1 protein-coding gene is annotated in these 2,652 nt (G+C 68.6%); it reads left to right on the top strand.

Translation table 11 applies throughout. From position 1 onward, the window contains the following. Positions 1-135: 135 nt before the first annotated feature. A partial coding sequence (locus UWG_RS31325) for a glycosyltransferase (protein ID WP_202800767.1) occupies positions 136-2,652 on the top strand: 2,517 nt, incomplete at its 3' end.

The raw sequence follows: 2,652 nt of genomic DNA, 5'->3' as shown, positions 1-2,652 counted from the left end.
GACGGATTCGCAGTGCCGATCCGCCGTCCCAACCCGACGCAGGAACCGCGGGGTGTGGAGCCGGAGCCTGTCTCGGAGTCGGGTGCGCGGGGCGAGGCGGGTCCGGGGCCGCGGGGCGCCGGTGCGGTGCCGGATGTGGACGCCATCGAGCCTGCGCCGGGGCCGGCGCCGTCCGAGCGTGGGGGTGATCTGGATCGGCCTGATCTGGATCCGGTGGTGTCCGGGGTGGGTCGGGAGTTGGATCGGTTGCGTGGTCCTGACCGGGCTGAGGTCGCTCGTGAAGAAGTGGTGCGGGTGCATGAGGGGTTGCCTGCTTGGCGGCGGGCGCAGCCTCTGCGGGAGCGTGTTGAGGCGATCACGCAGATTCTTCTGGCGGGTGAGCCCGGCAGTCTGCGGGGTGGTGGGCCGACGCCGGCGGGGCTTCCCGGGACGTCGCCTCGGGGGGAGACGGGCACCCGGGTCGTTTTTGTTGAAGGGTCGCAGGAGCTGAGTGATGCGGCTCGTGCGGAGATCGACAATTTGGCTGCCGAGGCTGTGCGTCGTGGGGTGGAGAGCGCGCGTGCTCAGTTGCCGTTGCCTGTGGTCGAGGTGACCGGGCGGGGCAACGGCAGTCGGTTGCCTGGTCGGGACCGGGAGCAGACGGCGCGTGCTACGGGGCGGGCGCGGGCGGCGGTTGTGGCGGATGTTTTCCGTGCGGCTATCGAGAGGCACGTTTCGGGGTTGCCGCGGGATGTGGCGCGGCATGTCGGGCCGAAGCTGTTCACCGTCAACGAGCGTTCTGTCGGCAGGGATCCGGAGGCGGCTACGGCCGATCAGGGTCGTACGGCGGATGTGGGCCTCCGCGATCCTGGGCAGGTTGTGCTGGGGCAGGAGTCCGGTGGTGCCGCGCTTGTGCCCCGTACGGTTCATGCGGTGTGGTTCGGCGGTGAGTTGGGGGCGGCGGCTCGGGAGAATTTGTTGGCGTGGCGGGATCGTGCCGCTGATGCCGGCTGGCAGGTGGTGTTGTGGGGCGATGCGGGGGCGTTGAATGCCAACGCGGGGTTCATCAATGATCTGACCGCTTCGGGTGGGGCCAGTTTCGCTTCGGTCGACCGCGGTGTCTTTCCCTCCGACGGTAGCGACGCGGCCACCGGGGACCGTGCCCATGCTCTGATGAACTGGGCGTTGGGCAAGGGTGGGTACGCCATGGCGTCGGACATCGCTCGTTACGGCATTCTGCATCGTGACGGTGGTGTGTATGTGGATGTGGACATTCACCCGGGTGAGGTGACGCTGCCCTCGGAGGGTCTGACGGCGCACGCGGGCGGGTTGCCGTTTCTCGCGCCTCAGTTGCGTGACTCCGATCAGTTCCAGCATGTGTTGAGCGATCTCAATAGGGAGCGCGCCGCGGAGGGGCTGCCGCCGCTGCGTGCGGACGATGCGAGTGCGATGCCCGCCGTTGTCGAGCGGCAGTACGCGGAAGGTCAGTTCAACAACAACTTCATCGTCACTCCGGCCGGCAGCTCTTTCATGCGCGGGTTGCTTACCGGTCTTCGTGATCCTGGTGATCCGTCCCTTCTGATGCGTGATGTGCACCAGGATGCAGCCGAGTTGACCGGTCCGAACTACATTCGCCGTGCTATCACCTCTTCGCTCGAGGAGAGCGGTAACTGGCCGGTCGGTGCTCGTTGGGCGCACCAGTTCCGGTCTTGGCAGGTGCGCTTCGCGCCGGAGTCGCAGCAGCGCTGGGCCGGGCTCGGATGGCTGACCGCTGAGAGCGACGCGCAAGAAGGGGCTGCCGCGGCGCCGGCCGGCAGCCCGTCGGCCTCGGAGCAGACGGTCCTCCCGCCGGTCGCGGAGGCTTCTCAGACGACGTCAACCGTTCCCGGTCCTTCCTCCGCTCAGGGTCCCAACCGTCCCGGAGCCAGGGGTGTGGTGTCGGATGTGGATGCCATTGAGCCTGTGTCGGGGCCGGCGCCGTCTGAGGGTGGGAGCAGTTTCGGTCGGCCGGATCTGGAGCTGGTGGTGTCTGGGGTGGGTCGGGAGTTGGATCGGTTGCGTGGTCCTGACCGGGCTGAGGTCGCTCGTGACGAAGTGGTGCGGGTGCATGAGGGGTTGCCTGCTTGGCGGCGGGCGCAGCCGTTGCGGGCGCGTGTTGAGGCGGTCACGCAGATTCTTCTGGCGGGTGAGCCTGCGGGTTTGCGGGGTGGTGGGCCGATGCCGGCGTCGCATGGGTATCCGAATGCGGAGGAACTGCTCGGCGATCTGCGGGAATCGGCGCGCGTACCGGATGTCCGTCGGGCGCCGGGGGAGCGGACGTTGGGTCCGAACCTGTTCGGCGGCCTGGATGCGCCGCAGCCGGGCCCGCACGTGGGCAGCAGCACCGGCCTCGGCCCGGACGGTGTGGTGCCGTTCCTCGACGGTGCGGATATGGTGCCGGGCCGTCCGGAGTCGTCCGGGGAGTTGAGGTCCAGTCACCAGGGGATGCCGCAGGTCGTCCATGCGATCTGGTTGGGTGGTCCGCTTCGCTCTGACGGGCCGACGTCTGGTTTTTGGCGGCGGTTCGGTGATGCGGGGCAGCGGCACGGGCGGGAAGCGTTGTTCACGTTGTGGACGGATCTGCCGCGGGGGTTGGTTGAGGAAGCTGCCGCGTCCGGGGGGAGGTCGAGCGAC

The sequence above is a fragment of the Streptomyces xiaopingdaonensis genome, assembly GCF_000262345.1.
Classification (GTDB): Bacteria; Actinomycetota; Actinomycetes; order Streptomycetales; family Streptomycetaceae; genus Streptomyces; species Streptomyces xiaopingdaonensis.
The sequence above is the reverse complement of the archived record's forward strand: the minus strand, read 5'-3'. Positions and strand labels throughout refer to the sequence as shown.